Source organism: Mesorhizobium sp. M4B.F.Ca.ET.143.01.1.1 (assembly GCF_004792275.1).
GTDB classification, from domain to species: domain Bacteria; phylum Pseudomonadota; class Alphaproteobacteria; order Rhizobiales; family Rhizobiaceae; genus Mesorhizobium; species Mesorhizobium abyssinicae.
Map to the genome: position 1 here is coordinate 583541 of NZ_SRSR01000002.1, position 21633 is coordinate 605173.

The 21633-nt window shown below is 60.0% G+C and carries 16 protein-coding genes and 1 pseudogene; 4 read left to right on the forward strand and 13 right to left on the reverse strand.

Annotated elements, in window-relative coordinates; genetic code table 11:
* Positions 1-495: 495 nt before the first annotated feature.
* The 7 genes from EN786_RS07045 to rfbA all read right to left on the reverse strand — a co-directional run bounded on the left by EN786_RS07045 (position 496) and on the right by rfbA (position 10689).
* Positions 496-1470, reverse strand: a complete 975-nt coding sequence (locus EN786_RS07045) for a hypothetical protein (RefSeq protein WP_127309979.1) — start codon at positions 1468-1470, stop codon at positions 496-498.
* Between the two features lie 240 nt (positions 1471-1710).
* Positions 1711-2691, reverse strand: a complete 981-nt coding sequence (locus EN786_RS07050) for an NAD-dependent epimerase/dehydratase family protein (protein ID WP_127309980.1) — start codon at positions 2689-2691, stop codon at positions 1711-1713.
* Positions 2688-7169: a glycoside hydrolase family 99-like domain-containing protein gene (locus EN786_RS07055; RefSeq protein ID WP_127309981.1), complete on the reverse strand. Its 4482-nt coding sequence runs from the start codon at positions 7167-7169 to the stop codon at positions 2688-2690. The genes EN786_RS07050 and EN786_RS07055 overlap by 4 nt, the downstream gene beginning before the upstream one ends.
* The gene (gene rfbD / locus EN786_RS07060) at positions 7166-8149 is read right to left on the reverse strand and encodes a dTDP-4-dehydrorhamnose reductase (protein ID WP_127309982.1); all 984 of its coding nucleotides are present in this window, start codon (positions 8147-8149) and stop codon (positions 7166-7168) included. The genes EN786_RS07055 and rfbD overlap by 4 nt, the downstream gene beginning before the upstream one ends.
* Complete coding sequence (gene rfbB, locus EN786_RS07065) at positions 8146-9228, reverse strand: dTDP-glucose 4,6-dehydratase (protein WP_127309984.1); 1083 nt, start codon at positions 9226-9228, stop codon at positions 8146-8148. The genes rfbD and rfbB overlap by 4 nt, the downstream gene beginning before the upstream one ends.
* A gap of 23 nt (positions 9229-9251) precedes the next feature.
* Positions 9252-9806 (reverse strand): dTDP-4-dehydrorhamnose 3,5-epimerase, encoded by a 555-nt coding sequence (rfbC, locus tag EN786_RS07070; RefSeq protein ID WP_127309983.1) that lies wholly within the window; start codon positions 9804-9806, stop codon positions 9252-9254.
* The gene (gene rfbA, locus EN786_RS07075; RefSeq protein WP_127391631.1) at positions 9799-10689 is read right to left on the reverse strand and encodes a glucose-1-phosphate thymidylyltransferase RfbA; all 891 of its coding nucleotides are present in this window, start codon (positions 10687-10689) and stop codon (positions 9799-9801) included. Before rfbA ends, rfbC begins: the two co-directional genes overlap by 8 nt.
* A gap of 138 nt (positions 10690-10827) precedes the next feature.
* Here rfbA and EN786_RS38515 point away from each other — a divergent pair.
* Positions 10828-11529: pseudogene (locus tag EN786_RS38515) on the forward strand (IS30 family transposase); the annotation flags it as partial.
* 318 nt (positions 11530-11847) lie between these two features.
* Here EN786_RS38515 and EN786_RS07085 read toward each other — a convergent pair.
* Positions 11848-12798: a glycosyltransferase family 4 protein gene (locus EN786_RS07085; RefSeq protein WP_127310390.1), complete on the reverse strand. Its 951-nt coding sequence runs from the start codon at positions 12796-12798 to the stop codon at positions 11848-11850.
* Positions 12795-13652 carry a glycosyltransferase gene (locus EN786_RS07090; RefSeq protein WP_245478292.1) on the reverse strand — a complete coding sequence of 286 codons (858 nt, stop codon included), beginning with the start codon at positions 13650-13652 and terminating at the stop codon, positions 12795-12797. Before EN786_RS07090 ends, EN786_RS07085 begins: the two co-directional genes overlap by 4 nt.
* A gap of 1147 nt (positions 13653-14799) precedes the next feature.
* Between EN786_RS07090 and EN786_RS07095 the strand changes: the two genes are divergently transcribed.
* Entirely contained in the window at positions 14800-15927 is a 1128-nt protein-coding gene (locus EN786_RS07095; protein ID WP_187331204.1) for an acyltransferase, read from the forward strand.
* A 234-nt stretch (positions 15928-16161) separates the two neighbouring features.
* Here the strand turns inward: EN786_RS07095 and EN786_RS07100 are convergent, their stop codons facing one another.
* Complete coding sequence (locus EN786_RS07100; RefSeq protein ID WP_127310387.1) at positions 16162-16497, reverse strand: excisionase; 336 nt, start codon at positions 16495-16497, stop codon at positions 16162-16164.
* 399 nt (positions 16498-16896) lie between these two features.
* Positions 16897-17490, reverse strand: coding sequence for a biotin transporter BioY (locus EN786_RS07105; RefSeq protein WP_127310386.1), 594 nt, complete (start codon positions 17488-17490; stop codon positions 16897-16899).
* Positions 17491-17605: 115 nt separating this feature from the next.
* Between EN786_RS07105 and EN786_RS07110 the strand changes: the two genes are divergently transcribed.
* Positions 17606-18514, forward strand: a complete 909-nt coding sequence (locus EN786_RS07110) for an MBL fold metallo-hydrolase (RefSeq protein WP_127285494.1) — start codon at positions 17606-17608, stop codon at positions 18512-18514.
* 3 nt (positions 18515-18517) lie between these two features.
* On the opposite strand, the gene EN786_RS07115 is transcribed toward EN786_RS07110, so the two are convergent.
* The gene (locus tag EN786_RS07115; RefSeq protein WP_127310385.1) at positions 18518-19303 is read right to left on the reverse strand and encodes a DUF1499 domain-containing protein; all 786 of its coding nucleotides are present in this window, start codon (positions 19301-19303) and stop codon (positions 18518-18520) included.
* 73 nt (positions 19304-19376) lie between these two features.
* Positions 19377-21005: a fatty-acid--CoA ligase gene (locus EN786_RS07120; RefSeq protein ID WP_127310384.1), complete on the reverse strand. Its 1629-nt coding sequence runs from the start codon at positions 21003-21005 to the stop codon at positions 19377-19379.
* 190 nt (positions 21006-21195) lie between these two features.
* Between EN786_RS07120 and EN786_RS07125 the strand changes: the two genes are divergently transcribed.
* Complete coding sequence (locus tag EN786_RS07125; protein ID WP_127284015.1) at positions 21196-21567, forward strand: hypothetical protein; 372 nt, start codon at positions 21196-21198, stop codon at positions 21565-21567.
* Positions 21568-21633 lie beyond the last annotated feature (66 nt).

Consider the following 21633-nt stretch of genomic DNA (forward strand, 5'->3'; position numbering starts at 1 on the left):
CCGTAAATGGTCGGCAGAGGCACCTGTCTGCCCTTGGCCGGTCCACCGACTTGGCCACAAACAAGAGCCACCGACGGATCGACGAATTGGTCGCGCATGAGGGCAAGATGATCCGGCATCATCAAGTCATCATCCGGAGAGAAGGCCATTAATTCCCCTCGTGACGATCGAAGGGCCAAATGACGATTCGCATGCCCAAAGTGCGGTGCCTTGGGGAAACTAAACCAACGAACGCGTGGGTCAGAAAGCCCAGGAAGAGCTAGAACCGCATGTTTTCCGTAGCCGCCCCACACTTGAGGGCCGCAGGGCGCGGGGCTGCCGACGGATGCCCTTGAAGAGGCGCTCGTTTTCCTACGCCGGCTCGGCTCGGACGACTTCGGCCTCTATATGATTTCCTTGCCGAACAAGGACTATCCCGGCTTGTCGCATCTCCTGCCGGCGGTGGCCAGCGGCGAAATGCGGGAGACTTGGACCGCCGGGGCATTCCAGATGGAGTCATTTTTCAGACCATCTAGCGAAACGTTCCAAAACATCAGGCCCTATCTGGCTAAGAATAGCCAATCCGCGTGAGGTCAGCTCGGCATCCGTCATCTCAAGATATGATATCTGGTTTACTTCCGGGCACCAATGTCGATCCAAAAACTGTGCCGGCTCAGGGATATCAGAGAAGTCGGAGAGAATCTGTACATTCTCTTCCCGAAACCGTTTTGCGATACTCCGGGCCGTCAGGAGGTCGAGCATGGGAACGTTGGCGCGTTTGTACTCGTCGGGTAGCACTGTCAGCAACCATCTTTCAAGTTCGACGTCGTGATACCCCGAGAAGAGATCCCGCGCGCGCTTGGCCATCAGGTGGAGGAGAGAATAATCGATCCCTTCGTTCGCCCTCAAATCTAGAGGGGAGATGCTGCTCCCGATCAAACCAAAGAAGTCCGGGACGACACCACCTCCGACAAGAGTCGGGCCGAGCGGCCTCACAATGACCCGAGCTCGTGGTAGTGCTGCGCGCCACGCGTTTAGCGATTCCAGACAATTCGGCATTCCGGTTGTCAAGCAACGCTCAACGAAAGCTCGAAGGCTGGTGGCATCCTTCATGTACCACTGCTTCCACGCGCTTGGTATCCATTGGAATTGCGGGCGCATGTAAATGACGACGATCGTATCGATCTCGCAATCAATTCCCGATAAGAGTCGCGGTTTCTTCGGAGATTCAAGATTTTCTGCAGAAAGTACTGCGACAGACGGCGCAACTCTTTTGATTTCCCGACCGAGCCGCTCGGTCAATACCTCGTCTCTCTCGCAGGCCTCTTCGACCAACCATTGCGGGATCCCAGGCTGATCGAACGTCAGATCACCGCCAATCTTGCGAATTCCATCCTGTTCAAGCGCCGCCGAATAAACATGCAATGCTTCTTGAATGGCGCTACTTCCAGTCTTTCCAAAGCCGGCATGGATCACTAATTTCATGTTCATGTGTCTTTCAGAGGAAGCGCGGATCGCCATCGAGTTCAACCAGGTTCAGTACGACGCCTACGGGCCCCTCTTAGCCGCTTAACCCCTACATAAGAAGCCCCTGTGGCGGCGCGGGCACAGCCTTGATGAGTTCGCTGCTAGACGCGGGACCCAAGTCGCCCAATTAAACCTTGACTTATCGCAAGTGATATCCCTTGGGTGCTCAGGCCCGACATAGGAAGCCGCGCGGAGGCGTGTGGCTCAGCCATTGCCCGCTGTCGCGAACTGCCCCGGAATTGGGCTTTGGCTCTGCCGCCAGCGATACGTGAGGGCGACGCCCTCATCAAGCGTATGAACCGGGCGCCAGCCGAGATCGCGTTGGATCTTCTGTATATCGAGAACGTTTCGGCGGACATCGACTCCACGGGCCGGCGCGTAGACAAGTTCCGCCGGAATGCGAAGAATGGCGGATATTTTGGTCGCCAGTTCGATTACGCTTGTGCCCACGCCGGAGCCAACATTGTAGACTTCCCCAGCGCTTCCACGAAGGCCGAGCAAGATCAATGCCTGCGTGACGTCGTCGATATAGACGTAGTCGCGGATATTTTGGCCATCGCCCCAGATCTCCACCGGCGTTCGGCTGGCTATCCTGTCGAACAGGGCCGCAATCAGCCCTTGGCCTTTCGCCGCCGACTGATATGGGCCAAATGGGTTCGAAATCCGCGCGATTACACTGTCGACCCCGTGCAGGGATCGATAGAGATTGAAATATCGCTCGATTGCGAGTTTGACCGTTCCGTAGGATGAGATTGGCACATTCGCGTGCTCCTCAGATATTTGTGCCGCGTCGGTCTGACCATAGACGGTGCCTCCTGACGAGGAAAAAACCCATCGACAGTCCACGCCCTTGGTCGCCTCCAACAAACCTACGGTGGCCATCAGATTGGCCTCGATCTCAGCGACGGCCATGTCGGTTGCTGCCGTCGGGCGTGCGGAACTGGCCAAGTGAAAGACTATGGAGCCCTCCATCGCGGCGAGAAGTTGGCGGGGCGGGGTGGCTAGATCGCCAAGAATAATGATGCTCCCCCTAGGCCAATGCTCGGACGCATAACGGGCAAAGCAAACAAGCTCAAAGCCTTGCTCCGCCATGGTGCGTGCGAGGTTGATCCCGATAAAGCCTGAAGCTCCTAGGATAACCGCCTTCCTACGCACGCTGGCGTGCTGCGGGCGCTCCTGTGTCATGCCGCATCCGAACCTTTGACGCCGAGATAGGTGCGAACGTGCTCTAGCCAGGCATCAGCCTTCCTGCGCGTTTCGGCGGAAACTAACGCAAGTGAGCGTGCCACTTCCTGCGCCCGCCGTACCTCGCTCAGATGCGTCTCCGCCATTTCGGACTGTGTGACGCTCTGCGCGTGTCGTCGGTGCCAGTTGAGCTGCTTCGCGCTGAATCGCATCTTTCCCTGTATCAATACTCTGAGATAAACGAGCCAATCTCCTGCTACGCGAAAGCTGAACAACTCGTCGCCGATTTCGGCAATCGCTTTGCTGATCGCAACTCGACGGAAAACAGCTGCACTGACGTTCGGAATCGTGTTTTTTATGCTCATCGCCTCGCTGATCTCGGCTTGGCCATTCTTGGTATAATCGGACAACCAATCGTCAGAGATGTCACGGGTGTAGTCGATATAGCTTTCTGCGAGCACGCGGCCTTTACCGTCCAACTGCCCAGATTGGCTATACGCAAGCACAAGGGACGGATCAGCGAAGGCGGGCACCAGCTCTTCGAGAAAGCCAGGCTCGGCGAAATCATCGGCTTCCGCGATCCAGACCAGATCGCCACGGCTACGACCGACGCCCTTCGCCCATTGACGAAAGACCGATCCCGAATTCCGGCTGCTGATGGACAGTTCCACATCCAATTCACTGTGCTCAGCGCGGAAGCTGTTGATAATTTCAACACTTCTATCCGTCGAGGCGTCGTCCAGCACGATAAGTTCATAGATCGGATAACTTTGGGTCGCGATACTCCTTAGCCGTTGCAACAGGTGGTTCGCGTAGTTGTAGTTCGGAACGACCACCGATATGCGCTGGAACCCTGTAGCGTGATGAAGAAGGTCCATCAGATATTGCCGCATTGATCCAACCGTAACGAGGTCGTGTTGGACAGGACCGTCCAAAATCCCGCTTAGCTGAATGGCAAAATCTTCAACGTCGAGCTTCTTCGCGAGCCTACCTCCACTATCAAGGATGAAATCGGCTGCGCCGGTTGCATCCTGAAAGGCCACGACCGGAACGCCGACTTCCGCGGCTTCTAGAACGACATTCGGAAACGGATCCTCGCGTGACGTCAATGCGTATGCAGACGCTCCGGCGTAGTATGCCATTGGGTCTTGGACAAATCCGACGAACTTGACGCTATCCTTCAGCTTCTTCTGAGCAAGAAGCGTTTCAATCGTTTCCTTCATCCCCTGGTCGAAATGACCAATCCAAATGAACGCTGTACCGGGATGCGAGCTAAGAACTTTTTCTGCCACTTCGATGAAAAGGTCCGGCCCCTTTCGGTGATCCACGAAGGCTACGGCAAGAACATAGCGGGTGCCCGGCGCAAAGCCATGCTGATCACAAATAAGACGACGTGCTTCCTCGGACTGGCCTTTGAACGGGTTTCTCCGCACGAGGCCCTGAGGACGGATCAATGCTTGCCTGAGCGGTTCGCCGAGGAAGCTCTCGAATCCGGATTGAACGATAGACGCTGCAAAAACGATTTTGTCGGCGTGTTCGGCGATGGCGAGGGCGTGCCTGTTCAGACTGTAGGACTCCAAGACTCCAGGCAGTTCGTGAACTAGAGAAACCGTGCGGAAGCCAGCTTCCTTTAAGACCGGAACCATCAAGCCAGATACCGTGGTGTTTACAATAGCGACCTCGGCACCAGCATTCCGTATCGCCTCCAATTTTCGGCGCACCAATTCCACTGGCTCGCTGTCGAGAGCCACGCGGTGCAGCGACGCAACCTCGGCAAAGCGCGAAAGCATAGGGCCATCGCCGAGGACGATCATATCTACATCATATTGCAGCTCCCCAAATTCCCGGGCCATCGCCAGAGCGAGCAATTGTGCACCATGGGGATGGGCATCGTGGGACACGATTGCTATCCGGGGCTTGGGCTTTCCGTTCGCCGCCTCCAAGGAGTCGCGGGTCGCTTGCAGGTAAGCATGGCCGTTTGCGCTATCGGGCTCCAGATGAGCGCCTTCCGCCCACTCGTTCCAGGCATTGACGAAGACCAGCCGCTCGGATGGTTCGTCGACATGGGTCAGCGCGTCCTCAATGGCGTTATCCAGCCATCTGCGGTAGAGCGCGGGGGTGTTGTTGATGAACACAGTGCCGCCGCCCTTACGGCGTGCCGAGTTGTCCCAGCCGGGGCAAACCGAGCGGAAGAGCTTGTACTTGCGGGGCGGATAGTTCTCGCTGCGCTGCAGAAAAACCGACCAATCATAGACAGTCGTGGCAAAATCCTGGCGCAGCGGCGCCACAGTGTGCGTGACGTTTGGCGGCGCGGAATTGTTTGGCGGAAATTCCACGGCGGCATCGAACCCGTAACGTTTGGGTGGCACCGATTCGAAGGATTGGGTGTAGGCGAGAAAAATCTCGCCAATACCGTTCGCCCGGCACCATGTCCGCCAACGGCGCGCTGTCTTGGCTGCCGCCGGAAGCAGGCTTGGGCGGTAGACAAGCAGCAGCGGCTTGCCGTCGATTCGGATGTAGCGAGGGTCGCGAAGATAAGGCGCAACCTCGGCTATGAAGGCTAGGTCGTCCCGGGGTGAGTGGTCCTGGGCAATGAGTATCTCCTGGTCCATCCCATCCCAGCGACGCGACCAGTTCTCGTTGGCCCAGCAGAGGCAGAACGGCATGTCGAGGCTCTTGTCCTCGAGCCAGTTTTCGAGCGGCTTTTCCAATAGCCTCTTGCCGCCGAACCAATAAAAATAGAAGCAGAAGGCCTCCACTCCATAGAGTTTTGCCAGCTCGATTTGGCGGCGCTGCACGGCGGTGTCGCGCAGATCATAGTAGCCAAGCGCATCCGGTACATGCGGCTGGTGGTGGCCGACAAATTGCGGCTGGGCGGACCTGACATTGGTCCATTCTGTGAAGCCATGCCCCCACCATTCATCGTTTTCGGGGATCGGGTGGAACTGCGGCAGGTAGAACGCGACGACGCGCACCGGCTTCTGAAGCAGCGGCGGCGCTTCGAGACGCGGCACATAGACAGGTTCAGGAGCAAAGCCCGGGCCAGAGGTGGCCGACCTATACGATGCCGCTCCGTTGTCGCCCAAGGGTGCGTTGGGCGCCTCCAAGCTTCTCCAGGCACGGTAGGCATTCGTAACGCCAAACAGCGAAGGGAAGGTTGAAAACGCCGCTCTCTTCAGCTTCCGCTTGGCGTTGATCGGCAGCGGCAGATTGTGCCAACAGGCGTAAGCGGCGCGAGCCGCGAAACGGCAAAACTTGATGGGTGAATTGCCGATCGCGCGAACACGGCTCCCAATTGCGCGCAAAGGCCTGGTCAGTCGCCATGACGTGCTGGCGTAGACGGCATCAAGAATACCATGCAACCGGATTTCCTCGGAGCGCGCATTGTCGCGATCGGCAAGGAGCGTGCTGGCGTCCACATGCACCGTCGACAGTTCCGCTTGCAAAGCGTGTATCTCTTCTGCCCTCGCAGCGAGTTGGGCTCTTGCGCGTGCGATTTCGCCGGAGCGGCTCTCGACCTCTCTGCGCGACTTGGCGACTTCTTCGAGGAGCGCCTGCGTCTGCATTTCGCGATGCTCGCCCTGTTCCCTGTGGCCCGCGATCTCCTCTTCCATCGTCATCGACTGTAACGACCACGGATTTCCAGCTTGGCTGGCAGCGTTCAGCACCGTACCATCAAGTCGAAGGATGCTTTGCTCGACGGCCGCGACCTCCCCGGCTACATGGCGCCGCCCCAGGACGTTCTCCTGGGACGGCCGTTTAGTTATGATGCAAAGAGAGTTCAGGAACTCTATGGAATGGATGGACGCAAGCGAAGGCTCATCGAATGCGATCCCGTACCGATTGGCGAATGCTGCAAGTGCATCCGTTCGACGGTGATCCAGTCCCCAATGCTCGTGATTTACCAAGTCCAGCAATCGCTTGAAAAACGATATCGAGGAAAGCGGATCGTAGAGGCCACCTTCGAAATCCTGCCAGTAGCTGGTATGCAAATCCTCGATAACGAATATCCCACCGTCTAAGAGGTGAGGAAAATAACGCGCGAATGTCCGTATGACGTCGGAAGATATATGCGACCCATCGTCTATGATCACGTCGAATGTCTCGGATCGTGCAACAATACTACTCTGGATCTCTTCCGAGTTAGCATCCCCGACGACAACGTCTATCCTCTTGTCGTCGAAACGCAGCAGACCGCAATTCTGGTTGATATCGCAGCCGAGAATAATTTCCGCCTTTGGAAAATACTTTCCCCATATCTCAAGTGAGCCGCCATTCTGGATACCGATTTCGAGGATCCGAACCGGCTTGCTTCGATATTTCGAAAAAAAACGGTCATATTCACTCAGGTAGATCGACCATTTGTCCGACACCTTGCCGTCATGGGTATCATAGAGCCGGCGAAGCGACCGTGTACGGGTATTGGTAGCTTCCGCTTTCGGAACGCTGTTCTTCGCTGGGGTCGTTGGTTCGTTCATCGTTGAAGGCTGTCCTTGATTGGCGCCGAACCGCTTCGAGGTAGCCCCGACAAGCGATCCGTAGCACTGTCTCTCGATCGACGCCCTAAGTTCCGACTATTCCCTACGAGGTGGGCAACCACTATCTCCGCCGACGCCCTCCACTTCGGCGCCGTCCACCCGAACGCGACCGCGAATTTTGCCGTCGATAGCCGCGAATTGGCTGGGCGGCGCGCCTTTGTCGGATAGTCTCTGGTCGCGATTTCGCGCACCCCAGCATGCGGGCCACCCAACGCCTTGCTTATTTCCAGGATATGACGGGCGAAGCCGCTCCAGGTGGTCTCGCCGGTTCCCGCCAGATGGTAGATGCCGAACGAAACAAAGTCCTTGTCGCCGTGCAGAACTGCCGCCACATGCAAGATCGCATCAGCGATATCGAGCGCAGACGTCGGGGTTCCCCACTGGTCGGCCACCACCGCGATCTCGTCGCGGTCGCCAGCCAGCCTCAGCATCGTCTTGACGAAGTTCCTGCCGAAGGGGCTGTAGACCCAGGCCGTGCGCAGGATCAGGTGGCGTGGATTGGCTGCCGCCACCGCTACTTCTCCGGCGAGCTTGGAGGCGCCGTAGACGCCGAGCGGCGCTGGCGCATCGGTCTCATCATAGGCGCCGTCCTTGGTGCCGTCGAAGACATAGTCGGTCGAAAGATGGATGACGGGAACGCCAAGCCGAGCCGCCGCCGCGGCGACCGCGCCGGCGCCTTCGGCATTCACAGCAAAAGCCAGGTCGGGCTCGTCCTCGGCCTTGTCGACGGCGGTGTAGGCGGCTGCGGAGACGATGATATCGGGCCGCGATGCTTCGAGCGCCTTGAACACGGTCTCGGGCCGCGCAAGGTCGAGTTGCGGCCGGCCCACGGCAACGACTTCCATGTCGCTGCGTCCTTGCGCCGCCTCCAGCAGGCTCGCGGCGATCTGGCCCTCGCGTCCGGTGACAGCGATCCTCAAGCCGCGCCCTTCCTGTTCTCACCCAGCACCTGGCCCAGGCGCTCGCCGTTGTAGCGCTGGTCGCGGATCGGGCCCCACCACCACTTGTTGTCCAGGAACCAGTCGACCGTCCTTGCCAGGCCGCTGTCGAAATTCTCCCTGGGTGTCCAGCCAAGGTCGCGACTGATCTTGGAGGCGTCGATCGCGTAGCGGCGGTCGTGGCCGGGCCGGTCGGTGACGAAAGAGATCAAATCTCGGTAGCTCCCGCCGCCGGCGCGCGGCCTTCTCAGGTCGAGAAGATCGCAGATCGTTTCGACCACGCTGAGATTGGTTCGCTCGGAGTTGCCGCCGACATTGTAGCTCTCGCCCGGCCGCCCCGTTGTCGCGACGAGCTCCAGCGCGCGCGCGTGGTCCTCCACGAACAGCCAGTCGCGCACATTGGCGCCGGCGCCGTAGACCGGCAGCGGCTTTTCGTCGAGCGCGTTGAGGATGACCAGCGGGATGAGCTTCTCGGGGAAATGGTACGGCCCGTAATTGTTCGAGCAGTTGGAAAGCACGACCGGCAGGCCATAGGTCTCGTGCCAGGCGCGCACCAGATGGTCCGAGGCCGCCTTGGAGGCGGAGTATGGCGAGGACGGCGCATAGGGCGTCTCCTCAATGAACATGCCACCGTCGAAGGGAAGATCACCGAACACCTCGTCGGTCGAGACATGATGGAAGCGGAAGCGGGTCTTGCGGTCCTCCGGCAGGCCGCGCCAGTATTCCAAGGTCGTATTCAGCATTCGGTAGGTGCCGACGATGTTGGTCTCGATGAAGGTGCCCGGCCCGTCGATCGAGCGGTCGACATGGCTCTCGGCTGCCAGGTTCATGACGATGTCGATGTCGTCGCGACGCAATATGTCGAGCACCGCCTTCTCGTCGCAAATGTCAGCCTGCTCGAACCTGTAGTTGTGTGCATTCTCGATCGGCCGCAGCGAGGCGAGGTTGCCGGCATAGGTCAGCTTGTCGAGATTGGTCACGCGATAGGCCGGATTGGCGCACAAATGCCGGCATACGGCCGAGCCGATGAAGCCGGCACCGCCAGTCACCAGGAAATTCACGTGGCCCTCCTCACGAAACCCTCTCATGCGAACACCTCCGCCATGCCAAGGACCGGCGCGCTGAGATCCTTTTCCGAAAGCTGGAACCCGCCTGATATCGCAGGCCATTCGATGCCGATGGCCGGGTCGTCGTAACGGATCGACCGGTCGTGCTCGGGCGAATAGGTGTCGGTGACCTTGTACAGAACCTCGGTGTCGGGCTCGAGCGTGACGAAGCCGTGCGCGAAGCCTTTCGGCACCAGGATCTGGTTGCCCTTCTCGGCCGATATTTCGAGGGCGACCCATTGCCCGAAGCTCTTGGAGCCGCGACGGATATCGACCGCAACGTCGAGGATGCTGCCGCGGACCACGCGCAGCAGCTTGTCCTGGGCACGCGGCGGTAGCTGGTAGTGCAGCCCCCTCACCACGCCCGCTGCGGCGGAATAGGAGTGATTGTCCTGCACGAAGCGCAGGTCGATGCCGGCCTCCGCAAAGCGCTCGGCATTGTAGGTTTCGATGAAGAAGCCGCGTGCGTCGCCGTGCCGCTTCGGCACGATCTCCACAACGTCGTCGAGGCCGAGCGGCCTGATTTCAAGCACCCTGGTCCTCCGTCAGATCCATGACCCGCTTGCGAAGATAGGCGGCATATTCGTTCTTTCCGAGGCGCATGGCGCGCTCCAGAACCTTGTCGGCGGCAAGCCAGCCCTGCTCGAAGGCGATCTCTTCCGGGCAGGCGACCTTTATGCCCTGGCGGTGTTCGATGGTACGCACGAAGGATGCGGCTTCATGCAGGCTGTCATGCGTGCCGGTATCGAGCCAGGCATAGCCGCGGCCGAGCTGATGGACCTGCAGTTGCCCGCGCCCAAGATAGACATTGTTGACCGCCGTGATCTCGAGCTCGCCGCGCGCGGAGGGCCTGATCGTCGAGGCGATGTCGATGACCTCGTTATCATAGAAATAAAGGCCGGTGACGGCCCAGTTGGACTTCGGCTTCTGCGGCTTCTCTTCGATCGTCAAGGCAGTGCCGCTGACCCTGTCAAAGGATACCACGCCGTAGCGCTCAGGATCGTCGACATGATAGGCGAACACGGACGCACCGCTTTCGCGCGCCGCCGCCGTGCGGCAAAGCTGCGACAAGCCTTCGCCGAAATAGATGTTGTCGCCGAGGATCATCGACACGCTGTCCTTGCCGATGAACTCGCGGCCGATGATGAACGCCTCGGCAAGACCATTGGGGTGAGGCTGTTCGGCGTAGGACAGCTCCAGCCCGAATTCCGAGCCGTCGCCCAGCAACTCCCGGAACACCGGCAAGTCGCGCGGCGTTGAAATGATCAGAATCTGGCGAATTCCCGAAAGCATCAGCACGCTCAGCGGGTAATAGATCATCGGCTTGTCGTAAATCGGGAGTATTTGCTTAGAGACGGCTAATGTTAGCGGATAGAGACGAGTGCCGCTGCCTCCTGCAAGGATAATTCCTTTCAACAAGCTCTCCCTTGAAAACCGAGGCCCCCGCCCTGACAACAAGTTGCCCGTGCTTAGGTTTCAAGCAATGGCTTGTCAATCTTCCCGCTCGGGCAGCGTCCAGGGTCATCCCCGTTTGTCCTGATCGGTTAGTGGACAGTATCGGTCAAGCTGCAGCGGAAATGGTCGCCAGAGCAGATTGCCGGCTGGCTCACGCGCACCTACCCAGGGGAGCCGCATAATCAGGTGTCGCACGAAACGATCTATCGCAGCCTGTTCATTCAGGCACGTGGAGTGCTGAAAAAGGAACCGCTGGAGCATCTTAGAGCCAGGCGCACGATCCGCCGTTCCCCGCACGCCAGCATGAAGCGGAGTCGGCTGGGCCAGATCAAGGATGCAATCTCCATCAGCGAACGGCCCGCCACCGTCGAAGATCGAGCAGTTCCCGGCCACTGGGAGGACGACCTCATCTCCGGGTCCAAGAACAGCTACGTGGCGACGCTGGTCGAGCGTCACTCGCGCTATGTGACGCTGATCAAGGTCGCCAATAAAGATACCGAAAGCGTCGTCTCAGTCCTAATCAAGCAATCGCAGAAATTGCCGGAGAGCTCTATCAATCGCTGACATGGGACCGAGGCAAAGAGCTTGCCGACCACCAGCGGCTGACAATGGCCACGGACGTCGAGGTCTAGTTCTGCGATCCTCGATCGCCTTGGCAGCGCGGCTCGAATGAAAACACCGACCGCGACTGCTGCGCCAATATCTGCCACGTGGCACCGACCTATCCCTGCACAGCCAGGCAAAGCTCAGCGCCATCGCGCGGCAGCTCAACGGACGCCCAGAAAGACCTTGCTCTACTAGACCCCAGCGGAGAAGTTCGCTGAGTGTGTTGCAGCGATCGGTTGAACCCGCCGCCCCAAAGCGGCCATTCGCTGCGAACGATGTCTATTGAGCTGGGGGGGCGAAAACCGTGCCTCCAAACCCGCCGCCCGGCAACACCTCTGAAGGACGAGCGTCTGCGCGGGAACAATGATAGTCGCCGCCATCGAATAGCGAACGGCGCCCATACCAGGTCTCGATTGCCTTGCACAGCGTCATCTCTGCTGAGCGAGGTATGGAAGATCCGGGAAATCTCGAATGGCGCTACAAAGGTCAGGTTTGGCAATCTGAAGCAACATCTCACCGGCCCGACCGCTCGCTTGCAGCAAGCAACGAGGCAAACATGTGCGCATAGTTTTCGGCCAGCACTCCCCAATCCCACTCTCGGATCGTCTCGATCATGCGGGCGGCCATCTGCGACCCCAGCGACGGCGTGTCCCGCAACAGGGCGAGCTTGTTCGCAAGCCCCTCCGCAGTTCCATCGAAGAACAGCCCGTTGTCGCCATCCCGAATCAGCTCGGGCATGTTTCCCACACGGGTCGTTACCAAGGGGACACCGCACGCCGCCGCCTCCAAGCAAGGATTGGGAGTGCCTTCGCTGCGACTGGCGCAGACATAAACGTCGAGACCCCGATAGAAGTCGAGCATTTCGTCATGGCTGCGCCAGCGTTGCTCCCGAACCGCAGTCAGTAGTCGCACACCCGGCACGGCAGCGACCGCGGGCTCGATGACGTCGTGGAAGCCCCGATGCGCCGGACCATGGTTGCTCAGACTTCCCGCCCATCCGACGCGGAGCTCGCCAGCCCGGGGTTGCTCTTGTGGGGGACAAAAGAATGTCGTGTCGACCCCATTGGGCGTGTAGTGGACCGGAACACGCAGTAGAGGACCGTATTCGTGCTCGAGCTGCCGATTATTGACAAACACAGCGCGCGCCAGCCGGTGCAGGGTGGCGAGCCCCGGCTCGCGGAATTCGCCCTCGAGCTCTCTGTGGCTGCAGATCCCGATGAGCAGCCTGTCAGACCGCCGGGCGAGGGCCGATTCCGGCAGGGGCAGTTTCGAGATTTGGAGCCAATAGAAGATGAGCACGATGTCCGCCGCGTTCACGTCGGACTCAGTCACATCATGCTGAAATCGTTCGACGATCTCGAACCTTCTTTCCAGCACGCGCCGGAGATTTTGGGTCTTGCGATCGATCGCCCAGCCGGGTCGGTCCGCGATCGCCAGGATGCGGGGGAGGTGTACATCGCTCACGGGGCGTACCGCTCAAGCCAGTGCGCCGACCATGGATTGGCCTCGTTCAGATCGTCGTCCGTCGCAGTGGCGCGCATCTGGCTGGCGTCCGGCAGCCGGATATCCTCTGATCGCAAGCGAGGTCGCCATCCGTGCCAACCAAGACCATTGACCTCCTCGCTCAGGTACCGGCGGCCAGCATACTTGCGCGCGGCGTGCTCTGCACTCAGGAACAGATAATGCTTCATGCGAAAACGCTCGGGGTAGAGCGTCACCGGCCCCCCGAAGCGTACGCGATGGCCGCCTGACCACGCAATCTCCATGGGGCCGTCCTGTTTCTTGTACGCACGGACGCAGTGTGGGGAGGTCGGCCGGAACGGGTAGTAGGTCCGCAGCGTGTATTGATAATTGGTATTGTCGTGATTGGGGGCTTCCCTGGTAGGAATGAACGTGAACTCGGAAGACTCGATCGCGTTGCAGCCGAGTGCGTCGGCTGCCGCGATGGCGGAGACCAACGATGAGTACGAAGTCGGCGGAAGGTGGATCTCGTCAGCGTCAACATGCATGAACCAGTCTGCTTCGAGCGACTGAAATAGTTCCTCTTTGCGACGAAGAAGGTGCTCCCAGCAATACCAGCCGTTATGCGGGATACTTTCGAATCCTATCAATCCAGCCCCGCAGTAGCGCTGGGCAATCTCAAGCGTTCGGTCCGTCGACTGATTGTCGCAGACGTAGACCTGCACGCCTTGACGAAAGAGGTTCTCAAGACATTCGGCGATGAACCGTTCTTCGTTCCGTGTTGTAAGGACCGCGACGACTCGCGGGGAATTCCTATCACGCGCAGCATTCGCAATGTGGGTGTTGAGATCGACCAAATCCCTCAATCCTTTGTCGTATGCTTCCGGATGTCATTCTGGCCGATCAACTGATAGGGCGCAATGAACTTGGCCGGAATGACGGTCTAAAGACTCACAGCGGCCATGCCAAGGCGCTATCACTCTCTCACCTGAAGTGCAACGCGCGCTCATAGCGGTCCCCGTCGCGATCGCAAGTCTCAGGAACAGCGCGTTCGGAAACAGGCAAAACGGCCCCTTATGGCGCCTCCACGCCTTGCTGTTTCTGTCGCAGCCTCCGCATCCGACAATCACATCCTGGCTCATCACATTCCGTTTCGGGAAGGAGCAAACCGCTCCTACCGGATTCCCATCAAACGGCAGCGCATTCCTGGACAATTCGATCCCGCGAAACGACAATCGGATCCCGCGCAATGCACAACGGATTTCCCTGTTAGATCGCCGCCGACCTCTGACTTTGCCGGATACTTGGTCGAATTTCCCTGATCTGAAGCAGGGAAATTTCCCCTAAATTATCTAAAATTGCACGATAATATCGCTGCCTCGTTCCACGCATCAGGCACCTCGCGGGAATTCCCGCTTTTTTGCCTGTTGTCTGGAATATCAAACGGAGACTGGTTCGCCAGTGACTGCTCGGTTCAGGCGCGATGTCCTCGTGTTCTGGAAGTTCGGGCTGGCGATGGATGCCACTATTGCTGGATCCTCGGCCTGTGCATCCTTGGCGGCCTCGCGTTGGAGAGGATGACACCGCAAGGATTGTTGCGCCGGGTCCAGTCGTCGGCCCTCAAACTTCTCAGTGCCCTCCGGCGTCGGCGGCGGCAGGACCCGCTCGGCCAAGCGCGGATCGGCAAAAATATCGGGCCTTTTCTCGCCCGGATCGGGAACGGCCCGACACCATGACGCCGGCATCGATTGGCGAAGGACTTGATGCCACAGCCGGCCGTGAAGGCCAGCACACATTCGAAGAAATGTATTGTCAAGAGAAGCATGCAGCCCGCCAACGCGCATTTCAGTTGACCGCTGTCTCTCAGAGCGGAGAAACGCGCCGCGCGTCCTGGCGGGCGCGCTTGCACGAAACAGTGCATAGGAGTTGGCTCTCGATTGCTGTTGCCCACAAAGGATGCGAAAAACTTCTCAAAAGACGAAAAGAAGCTTCTCGGGGGGAGTTGTGCCGAAAGTATTTTTGTCGATACAGGGGCTGCGCGGAATTGCTGCGCTGCTCGTCGTCGTGCATCACTACTACGCCACCTATGGTTCGATCCACAAACTGGCCGGCGGCGATCTGCCGTGGCTTCTCTCATATGGAAACTTGGCGGTTTTCGGCGCCGTTGGCGTGCCGATTTTCTTTGTGATCTCTGGATTGGTCATTGGTTTGCAGCGGTTTGAAACGGGAGCTGCGGGCATATATGACTTCATGGCTAAGCGGTTGGCACGCATTGCTCCCCTCTACTGGGTGATGACCCTCGCCTATGTTTGTTGGGCTTCACAATTGTGGACATGGCCGCAATTAGGCCGCTCACTGCTGTTCGTCGAGAGGCCTGTCACAGGCGAGCTTCCTGCGCTGGGGGTCGGCTGGACTCTTGAATACGAAATGTTCTTTTACATGGCATTCGCGGTCGCGGTGGTTTCCGGCATAGTTGGTACCAGGGCAAGGGGCGCGGCCATTCTGATCTCTGTCTTCGCGCTGATGGTTTACGTGAACTTATCGACCGATGCGGCGGTCTTCGGCTTTTCCGGAGCTCCGGTTATCTTGGAGTTCTGTGGCGGCTTAATCATCGCATCGACCATCCAGAACCGCGCCGTGACGCGGCTATGGCTGCCCTATCTCGTTGTCGCCCTGGCGATACTATTCCTTTCGACTACAGCCTTCGTCGGTGAGTCGCGAAACGTCATTTTTTCCATGTGGGGAGCCGGGGCCTTCTGCCTCGTGTTTGGGCTTGCCGCCGCAGAGGTCGAAGGTCGGGTCTTCATGCGTGGCCGCGCGTTTCAAATGCTAGGTACCGCGAGCTATGCGATCTACCTTGTGCATCTCGTCCTCCAGGGGAGCTTGTTAAAATGGCCGATCTGGTACTGGCGTTGGGACGAAATCATCGAGCCGCATCTCGGGCTTGTGCTCATGGTCTCGTTCGCTGCCTCCTGCGGACTAGTCGTCCACTACGGCTTCGAAGTTTGGGCCAACGCTTGGTTTCGGCGCTGGCTTTTACAATGGTCGCCGACGCGTCTTCAGCTCAGTCATCCTCAAATTGCCGATGGCGATGGTCCGCGTATCCGCGCTGTCGCACAGGAACCGAGCTGACACGCTGTTCTCGTGGCGCTGAGTGCGCCTACTTCCGCACGATCCAATCCAGCAAGTCTGGACCGATCGTCTGTGCGCCGGTGAAGTCGCTGACCATTTGCGCCGCAATTTCCGCCATCGAACTTCAGGGAATTCCGTCTTCAATGACCGATTTGTGGAAGGTGGCTCGTAGGATTTCGCGATCGAACGCCGACACCTTGGGCCGGACATTTCTGCTTCCCGGAAGCACAGCCATCACTTGATCCGGGTCACGGTGGCGCTGGCGCGTTGGCGCGTGCTTCGCAGCAATATGGGCCGCGAGTTGCTTTTCAGCCTCTGCAAAGTCAGATCGAGCGCAGCCAGTGCTATATCGCCTTCCGCCATCTTCGATGTACCAGCGGCCCGCTGCATGAGCGACCCGTCTTTTTTTCCGGTATTCGTCCCGCCAGACAAGGCGAGCTCCTTTGCTAGGGCGCGACATAGGCGTCGCATTTCCTCGATCGCCGCCACGGTCGTATATTCCTTGTTGGCGATTATTTCTGTGGTAAGGCGACCACGGCCGCGCTCTTTGCGGAGCCCTTTGACCGTCATCCGGAAAAGCAAGCTTGGCAGCAGAGTCTAGTCGCAAGGGCGCGTCGATGTCGAAGTCGGAAAACTTTGGCGCGATATCTCTCTCGCCATATAGTCTGATTCAGTGATGATCTTGATCTTGCATAGGCGAGCCGACGCTGTCGATCGAGAGACGTTTTTCAGCTCACAGCAATCGCTTTTGGCCCTAGTCCGACACCAGACTAAAAACTTGTCGGTGGTCACTTCAAAAAAGCGCGCATAAGTCATATTGTCCTTTTATTTTCAATATGATAGCCATAGTCTCCGTAAACAGCCGCACCCCGGTTTAACACTCTTTAATTCACATAAATTTCGGTGGAAAAAAGCCGGCGGGATCTCCGCCGGCTAGCTATCATGTCGGTAGGGTCGAGGCTGGATATGTCAGGGCTGCTTCGGCAGCAGCGACCAGACGGCCGGCACCAGGGCCGCGGCCAATGCCACCTTGATCAGGTCGCCGACGATGAAGGGCACGACACCGAACTGCCAGGATTTTTCGGCGCCGATCAGCATTGCCAGCCAGGCAAAGCCCATGGCCATCATGACGACTTCGCCGACCAGCATGGCATTGAAGAGCTTGACCGGATGACGGTCCCAACCACGGTCGGCGGCCCAGCCGACGATCGCAGCCATGACGACGAAGCCGGCCAGATAGCCGCCGGTGGAGCCGAGCATATAGGCGACGCCGATGCCCTTTTCCGGCGTGCCCTGGAAGACCGGGAAGCCCATGGCGCCCTCGGCCATGTAGAGAAGCAGCGTCGCGACGCCGAGGCGCAGGCCGAACGCCGACGCGATCAGCAGTACGGCCAGCGTCTGCAGCGAGATGTCGACCGGGCCGAGCACAACCTTGGTCTTGGCCGACAAGGTGAGCAGCAGCGTCCCGACGATCGCCAGAAAAAGCTGCGTGGCCAGCCGCGCCGCGCCCTTTTTGGGCAGTGCCAGAGAAACAAGCGGACGCATCGTTGCTGCAAGTGCCATGGTATTCCTCATTCGGACAGCCGCCGACATGCGGCTTCGCTTTTTCCTATATTGGCTTCCGTGTTATGCGGCAATCGCTTTTGCCGTCTCACGGAACGGAGCTACGCGTCGCCTCATGGCCCTCAAATTCGACACACGCTTCGATCCCGCTTACGGCCAGGCGGTGACGGTCGCCCCGGACGTGCAACGCGTCACCGCCGGAAATCCCGGTCCTTTCACCTTCCACGGGACCAACAGCTACGTGATAGGCCGCGAAACGCTGGCGGTGATCGATCCGGGTCCGGACGACGACGCGCATCTCCAGGCCCTGATCGAAGCTATCGGCGGCAGGCCGGTCAGCCATATCCTCGTCAGCCATACCCATCGCGACCATTCCCCGCTGGCAGCGCGGCTGAAGGAGCGCACCGGCGCGGTCGTGCTTGCCGAAGGCCCGCACCGCCCGGCCCGGCCGCTGCGAATCGGCGAAGTCAATCCGCTCGACGCCAGCGCCGACATGGGTTTCATCCCGGACGTCGCGCTCGCCGACGGCGCGCTGGTCCATGGCGACGGGTGGGCGATCAGGACGGTGCTGACGCCCGGCCATGCCGCCAACCACGCCGCGTTCGCGCTCGAAGGGACGGGCATCCTTTTTTCGGCCGACCATGTCATGGCCTGGGCGACCTCGATCGTCGCGCCGCCGGACGGCGCCATGGCCGACTACATGAGTTCGCTCGACCGATTGATCGAGCGCGACGACCGGCTGCTGTTGCCCGGCCATGGCGGGCCGGTGACCAAGCCGCGCAGCTTCATGCGCGGGCTGAAGACGCATCGCAAGATGCGCGAACGAGCGATCCTGGAGCGCATCCGCGGCGGCGACCGGACGATCAAAGAGATGGTGGCGGCGATCTATCGCGACACCGACCCGCGCCTGCACGGCGCCGCCGGCCTGTCGGTGCTTGCGCATCTGGAGGACCTGGTGGCGCGCAGCCTCGTCGCCACCGACGGCGACGCGGCCATCGACGGCATTTTCACGCCGGCGGCATGACCATCATTCGGCCGGCGCGGGCCCGACCTGGCCGGCGACCTCCTGGTCGAGTTCGCCAAGGAAATCGACGATGCGGCCGGCGTTGTCGCCGAGGTCGTAGCGGCCGTAGCGAGAGGCCGAGCGCATGTCGACCACGACCGTGTCGCCGTCATCGGCGATGCGGATAGCGACATCGGCGGGCAAGCCGAGCGCGAAACTCCTGGCCAGCGCGTTGATCGTCACCTCGCTTTGCCCGTCGGTTTCGGGATACGGCCCCTGTAACTGCCAGTCGCGGCGGTCGAGCACGGTTTCGACCGCGTCGACGACGGTCTCGAACGGCAGGTTGTAGCTGCGGCCAGTGACCAGCGGATAGGCATCGCCCTGCAGCCGCTGCTCGCCGGGCGTGGGCGGCGACAGCACGTTCATGTCCGCCGTCCGGTCCGATGTGTCGAGCACCGGCGGATCGTCGAGATCGGTCGAAATGTCCCTCAGCGGCGGCGAGGTCGTCGCCCAGTAGGCGGCGACGCCGAAGGGGGCAAGCACCAGAAGCGCCAGCAGCGCGCCGACCGAGAGGTCGCGCCCGCCGCGATCGCCGAAATTCCAGAGCCTCGACAGGGCGAAGCCGGCAAACAGCAGGGCGAAGGCGGCAAGCAGCGCAACGATCGCCAGCACCCACAGGAATACAGGCGTTTCGACGAGGTCGAACTGATGGCCGACAAGCACTGTCAAGAGCAGGACCAGCGAAAAAGCCGCTGTCCGCCGCGACCAGCCGGCGGCACTCGACGTCTGCCGTTCAGCAATAACAACCATGATCCGCCGCACCAACCCGAACGATATTTAGAGCCTTTGACGGCTGCCAGAAGCCTCAAAAACGCCCATCCCGTCAATCCGTTGGCAAGCGATAATCCCTGAACTGCTCACGCAAGGTGATTTTCTGGATCTTGCCGGTGGCGGTGTGGGGAATTTCGCCGACGAAGGCGACGTCGTCGGGCATCCACCATTTGGCCACCTTGCCGCTCATGAAGGTCAGGATGTCGGCCTTGCTCGGCTCCTTGCCCGGCTTGCGCACAACGACCAGCAGCGGCCGCTCGCCCCATTTCGAATGCGGAACGCCTATTGCCGCCGCCTCGGCGACATCGGGGTGACCGACGGCGAGGTTCTCCAGATCGATGGTCGAGATCCATTCGCCGCCCGACTTGATGACGTCCTTGGCGCGGTCGGTGATCTGCATGTAGCCGCCGGGATCGATATGGGCGACGTCGCCGGTGTCGAACCAGCCCTCGGCGTCGAACTGTTCAGAACCGACACCGCCATAATAGGCGCGCGCGATGGCCGGTCCGCGCACCTTCAGCCGCCCGAAGGTCTTGCCGTCCCAGGGCATCGCATTGTTCTCGTCGTCGGTCACCTTCATCTCGACGCCGAAGGGCGGATAGCCCTGCTTGCCCTGGATATCGAGCCGCGCCTCGCCCTCCAGCCCGGCATATTCCGGCTTCATGGTGCAAAGCGTGCCGAGCGGCGACATTTCGGTCATGCCCCAGGCATGGATGACATGGACATCGTAATTGTCCTGGAATTTCTGGGTTATGGCGCGCGGACAGGACGAGCCGCCGATGACGACCTTCTGCAGATGGGGAAGTTTCCTGCCGGTCTCCTCCAGATATTGCAGCAGCATCATCCAAACCGTCGGCACGGCGGCGCTGAAGGTGACCTTCTCGGTATCGAGCAGCTCATAGATCGAGGCACCGTCCATCTTGCAGCCCGGCATCACCAGCTTGGCGCCGATCATCGGCGCGCTCTGGCCAAGGCCCCAGGCATTGGCATGGAACATCGGCACGACCGGAAGGATGACGTCGCGGGCCGAAATGCCCATGGCGTCGGGCATGGCCGCGATCATGGCGTGCAGCACGTTGGAACGGTGGCTGTACAGCACGCCCTTGGGATCGCCCGTCGTGCCCGAGGTGTAGCACATGCCGGCGGCGGTGTTCTCGTCGAACGTCTTCCAGGCGAAGGCGCCGTCGGCTTCGGCGAGCCACTCCTCGTAGGCAACCGCGTTCGGCAGCGCCGTCTGAGGCATATGCGCCTGGTCGGTCAGCACGATGATCTTGTTCAGCGATTTGACCGCGCCGACGATCTTTTCCAGGACCGGCACGAAGGTCAGGTCGACGAAGATCGCCTTGTCCTCGGCGTTGCTCATGATCCAGGCGATCTGTTCGGGAAAGAGGCGCGGATTGAGCGTGTGATAGACCGCGCCGATGCCCATGATGCCGTACCAGGCCTCGATGTGGCGCGCCGTGTTCCAGGCAAGCGTGGCGATGCGGTCGCCGAGCCTGAAGCCGTCGCGCTCCAGCCGCTGCGCGACCTTCAACGCCCGATGATGGATCTCGGCATAGGTGGTGCGCACGATCGGTCCCTCGATCGAGCGCGATACGATCTCGCGTCCGCCATGCTGCCGCTCGGCATTGTCGATCAGCTTGTGGCAAAGCAGCGGCCATTCCTGCATCAGTCCAAGCATTTGTTCCTCCCCTGCGCTTTGGCGATCCTTTTTGCGGCATTGTGGGACGAACCGGCGGATTGTCCAGCCGTAAGCGCTGAAAGCGTTGCATTCCTTGAAGACCCTGCGCAAACCGCCACAATCCGGCCATCGTCCGCGTTAAGTTTCGTTAATGGGCTGGGTGCGCGATTGGCGAATGAAAGAGGTTCGCATGGACACGCAGCTCGACGACAAGGCGCCGGAAGACCTGGAACTCGAAAACTCGCTTGCCGAAAGTCTGGCCGATCTGGCGCCGGACACCAGGACGGTCTCCGAAGATGAATTCGTCGAGGTTGTGGGCGGCGCCCTGGAGGCGGTCGGCGGCACGCTACTGTTCAAGATGTGCGTCCAGAACGACGGCGAGGACCAGCACGTCGCGGCTGCCTGTGTCGGAGACGGCGGCAATCGACAATTCCTGCTGCTCACCCTGCCGGCCGTCGGCGGCGCGCTGAAGGTCGAAACCGCATCGAGGAGCACCAATCCGGTGGCCGGCATCGCCGCCGCCTATGCCGGGCTGATGGACGTGTTCCAGACGGCTGCCTGACGATTGTCGCGACGGCTCGCCCTGAACGCCGCCCCGGCGTGATTTCGTTTGGGCTTGCGCCGGCCT